The organism is Solirubrobacter phytolaccae (genome assembly GCF_027587195.1).
Classification (GTDB): Bacteria; Actinomycetota; Thermoleophilia; order Solirubrobacterales; family Solirubrobacteraceae; genus Solirubrobacter; species Solirubrobacter phytolaccae.
On sequence record NZ_JAPDDP010000148.1, the window covers coordinates 1 to 3,889 of the forward strand.

The 3,889-nt window shown below is 73.3% G+C and carries 5 protein-coding genes; 2 read left to right on the plus strand and 3 right to left on the minus strand.

The features are described from left to right. The 3 genes from OJ997_RS36000 to OJ997_RS38010 all read right to left on the minus strand — a co-directional run. The coding region (locus OJ997_RS36000) for an anhydro-N-acetylmuramic acid kinase (RefSeq protein ID WP_270030295.1) at positions 1–777 on the minus strand (777 nt) is incomplete at its 3' end. Beyond that, positions 774–1,658 (minus strand): N-acetylmuramic acid 6-phosphate etherase, encoded by an 885-nt coding sequence (gene murQ / locus OJ997_RS36005; protein WP_270030296.1) that lies wholly within the window; start codon positions 1,656–1,658, stop codon positions 774–776. The genes murQ and OJ997_RS36000, both read right to left, overlap by 4 nt. Beyond that, positions 1,655–2,476, minus strand: coding sequence for an N-acetylglucosamine kinase (locus OJ997_RS38010; RefSeq protein WP_270030297.1), 822 nt, complete (start codon positions 2,474–2,476; stop codon positions 1,655–1,657). Before OJ997_RS38010 ends, murQ begins: the two co-directional genes overlap by 4 nt. A gap of 132 nt (positions 2,477–2,608) precedes the next feature. Here OJ997_RS38010 and OJ997_RS36015 point away from each other — a divergent pair, with 132 nt between their 5' ends. Together OJ997_RS36015 and OJ997_RS36020 are read left to right on the plus strand one after the other, a co-directional pair. Continuing rightward, positions 2,609–3,118 carry a hypothetical protein gene (locus OJ997_RS36015; RefSeq protein WP_270030298.1) on the plus strand — a complete coding sequence of 170 codons (510 nt, stop codon included), beginning with the start codon at positions 2,609–2,611 and terminating at the stop codon, positions 3,116–3,118. Between the two features lie 52 nt (positions 3,119–3,170). Further along, positions 3,171–3,889, plus strand: a 719-nt coding sequence (locus OJ997_RS36020) for a DsbA family protein (protein WP_270030299.1), incomplete at its 3' end; no start/stop codon positions are given.

Genomic DNA, 3,889 nt, shown 5'->3' on the forward strand with positions numbered 1-3,889 from the left:
GGCGAGGACGTCGTCCGGCGCGTGGCTCGTGGGCTCGAGGTACGCCGCGTTGAAGTGCTCCTTGCCCGTGGTCTTGGGCGCGGGGCGGGCGTAGTAGGGGTCGGCGAGCAGGCGGTCGAGCAGCTCGGGAATGACGGACCCGCGGGCGGCGGCTCGACCGTCCTCGTCGTGAGGTGCGCCGAGGAGCTGCTGGGCGGCCGCGTCCAGCAGCGCGTTGCCGGGGCCCGTGTCGAACGCGACGGGATGGTCGTCGACCACGGTGAGGTTCGCGATCCCGCCCAGGTTCAGCGCCGCCGGAATGCCCGGGCGGCCCTTCAGGAGCAGCACGTCGAGGAGGCTGACGAGCGGCGCGCCCTGGCCGCCCGCGGCGACGTCGCGAGGGCGCAGGTCGCTGATCACGGGGACGCGCGTGCGCTCGGCGATCCATGCGGGCTGGCCGAGTTGCAACGTGCCCCTGACGCGGTCCTCTTCCACCCAGTGGTAGAGCGTCTGGCCGTGGCTGACGATCAGGTCGACCGGGCCGATGTGCTCGATCGCCGCCACCGCGACCTCGGCGAACGCCTGGCCGATCCGCGTGTCCAGCCGGCACACCGCCGCCATCGTCGTCGGCGCGGGCGGAAGCGCGGCGGCAATCTCCTCGCGCAGGTCGTCGTCGTAGCGCGCGCGGACCGAGCCGAGCGGGTGCAGCCGGACGGTCTCGCCGTCGAGCGTGAGGTCGGCGATGGCGGCGTCGATCGCGTCGATCGACGTGCCGCTCATCAGGCCGACGACCCTCATTCGCCGAGGGCCTTGCGCAGGTGCCCGTGGGTAGTGTCGAGGCGCGTGCGGGCTTCGTCGGCGGACACGTTCGCGCGGAGCATCACGGCCGCGACCTTCGCGTCGTCCTGCGCGGCTTCGAGCGCCCGCGCGGCTTCGTCGCGGGAGGCGCCCGTGACCTGCTCGACGATCCGCGTCGCCCGGTCGCGCAGCTTCTCGTTGGTGACGCGCACGTCGACCATCAGGTTCCCGTACGTCTTGCCGAGCCGCACCATCGTCAGCGTCGAGAGCATGTTGAGCACGAGCTTCTGCGCGGTGCCGGCCTTCAGGCGCGTGGAGCCGGCGACGAACTCGGGGCCGACCAGGACCTCGATCGCGTGGTCGGCCGCCTGGCTGAGCGGGGCGTCCGCGTTGCAAGAGAGGCCGACCGTGAGCGCCTGACGCTGGCGCGCGTGCTCGACCGCGCCGAGCACGTACGGCGTGCGCCCGCTCGCGCTGATGCCGACGACGACGTCGTCTTGAGTGAGGTCGGCGAGGTCTGCGAGGGCGCCGTTCGGGTCGTCCTCGGCCGACTCCGTCGCCGTCGACACCGCGCCGGGCCCGCCCGCGATGTAACCGACGACGTTGTCGGCGTTGAACGTCGGCCCGCACTCGCTCGCGTCCAGGACCCCGAGTCGCCCGGCCGTGCCCGCGCCGACGTAGATCAGCCGCCCGCCACGTTGCAGCCGCGGGACGATCGCGTCGATGGCCGCGGCGATCTGCGCCTGCGCGTCCGCGATGGCCAGCGCCACGGCCTGGTCGTCCTCGTTCATGAGCCGCACGAGCTCGGCGGTCGGCAGCCGGTCGATCTCGGCCCGCTCCGGCCGCGCCCCCTCGGTGGAGAGATGCCCGAGCCGCGTCACGGTCGCTGGATGAGATCGGAGAACAGCACGGGCGCCTCGAGCAGCGCCGCGGCGCCGTCGAGCCCGTCGCCGAGCGGAGCGCGCAGCTCGACGCCCGCGGGCAGCGCCGCGCGAAGTGGGTCGAGCACGAGGTCGCAGGCAGAAAACACGCCGCCGGACCATGACACGACGACGGGCTCACGCGCGCCGTGGGCGGGGCCGGCGAGGCCGGCCGCGACCTCGCCGCGCGTCAGGAGGCCCGCGCCCAGGATCGCGGCCGTCACCGTGCGCGCCAACTCGCGGCCGGCCGCCGCGAAGATCGCCGCCGCCGTCTCGTCTCCCCCGCGCGCGACGTCGGCCACGTCGCGCGTGAACGCGGCGACCGTCGCGACCGGGTCCGGCGCGTCGTACACGGTGCGCGCGATCTGGTCGAGCGCGCCGAACCGCGCCTCCGCGGCGACCCGCAACGCCGCGCTGCCGCCGCGACCGTCGTGGGCGCGCAGCGCGTCCGCCAGCGCCCGGCGCGCAATCCAGTAGCCGCCGCCGTCGTCGCCGAGCATCGTGCCCCACCCGTCCGCACGCGCCCAGCCGTGCTCGTGACCCGCCAAAGCGATCGCGCCCGTACCCGCGACGATCACCGCGCCCGGCTCACCGCCGAGCGCGCCGAGGTGGGCGGTCACCGCGTCGTTGGTCACCACCATCGGCACGCCGACGTCCCCGCCGCGCCAACCCGACAGGCCCGCGGCCACGACGTCCGCGTCGAAGCGCGCGACCAGCTCCCGCAGCGGCGTCCAGTCGCGCCCCGCGCGCGCCAGCCCGGGCAGCGCCACGCGTTCCACGATCTCGCCGTCCACCCGCAGCGCGACGCGGCACCCACTCTGGCCACCGTCGACGAGCAGAACCTTTAGGTTCGGTGCAGGAACAATGCCGACATTACTCACGTGCGCCCGCTCCTGAATCGACTGCCACTGATGGTGCGGGCCCTCGTGCTCCTGCCGTTGCTGGCGGTCGGGCTCGATCAGGCGCGGGTGTCGTTCGTGTGCGGTCCTGACGCGCAGAGCTGCCTGGACGCCGCGTCCAGTGGCACGCTCGGCACGGCCGGGACGCTGCTGCTGATCGGCTACATGCTGGTCGTCGCGGCGTTCGTCGGCCGGATGGCGCGCGGGAGAAGCTCGCTGTGGCTCGTCGCCACCGCCGGGCTGTACGCCGCGTGCGGCGGCCAGGCCGTGCTGGCGCAGGCGCTCGGCACGGGCGCGCTGATCGGCGGCGGCTGGTTGCCGCTGCTCGCGTTCTCCGCGGCCGGCGGCGCGTTGCTCGCGCTCGCGCTGCGGACCGCACGCCACGCCTTCCGGCTCCCGAAGGCACCACGGCTCGTCGTCGTCATCGAGGAGATCGTCCATCAGGGCGCCCGCCTCGCCGCTCCTCCGCTCGTTCGCACGTCCCGCCTGTCGCGGGACCGGGCTCCGCCCGTGTTCGCGTAGTTCACGCGCAACACGTCCGCAGTCCCAAGTACGAACTTTCAGGAGCTACCCAATGAACAAGCGCGAACTGCGCGAGCAGCGCCGTGCGCACCGCCAGGCGCTGGAGGCCGCTGAGGCCGCCAAGGGCACCCGTCGCCGCCGCTTCCAGATCCTCGGCGCCGGGCTCGTGACCGCGATCGTCGTCGTCATCGTCGCGGCCGTCGTCTCCACCTCGTCGAACGGCTCGCCGAGCACCAGCGACGGGAGCCTCACCCGCAGCACCGTCGTCGATGGCGTCCAGGAAGCGAACGGCGTCCTGGGCGACCCGAACGCGCCCGTGACCGTCACCGAGTACGTCGACCTGCAGTGCCCGATCTGCGCAGAGGCGTCCACGACCGTCCTCCCCACCCTGATCAACGACTACGTGAAGACCGGCAAGGTCAGGCTGCAGGCCCGCACGATGCACTTCCTCGGCCCGGACTCCGTCAAGGCCGCCCGCGTCGCCGCCGGCGCGCAGCAGCAGAACAAGCTGTGGAGCTTCATCGAGACGTTCTACGCCAACCAGGGCACCGAGAACTCCGGCTACGCGACCGACGACTTCCTCGAGCAGGTCGCGACCACCGCGGGCGTGAACGCGGACGCCGCCATGAAGTACGCCGACACGAACGACGCCGAGGCCGCGCTCACCACCGCCAACCAGGACGCGCAGGCCATCGGCGCCGACTCCACCCCGACGTTCACGATCACCAAGAACGGCAAGGAAGAGGTCCTCCAGGTCGGCACGGGTGACAT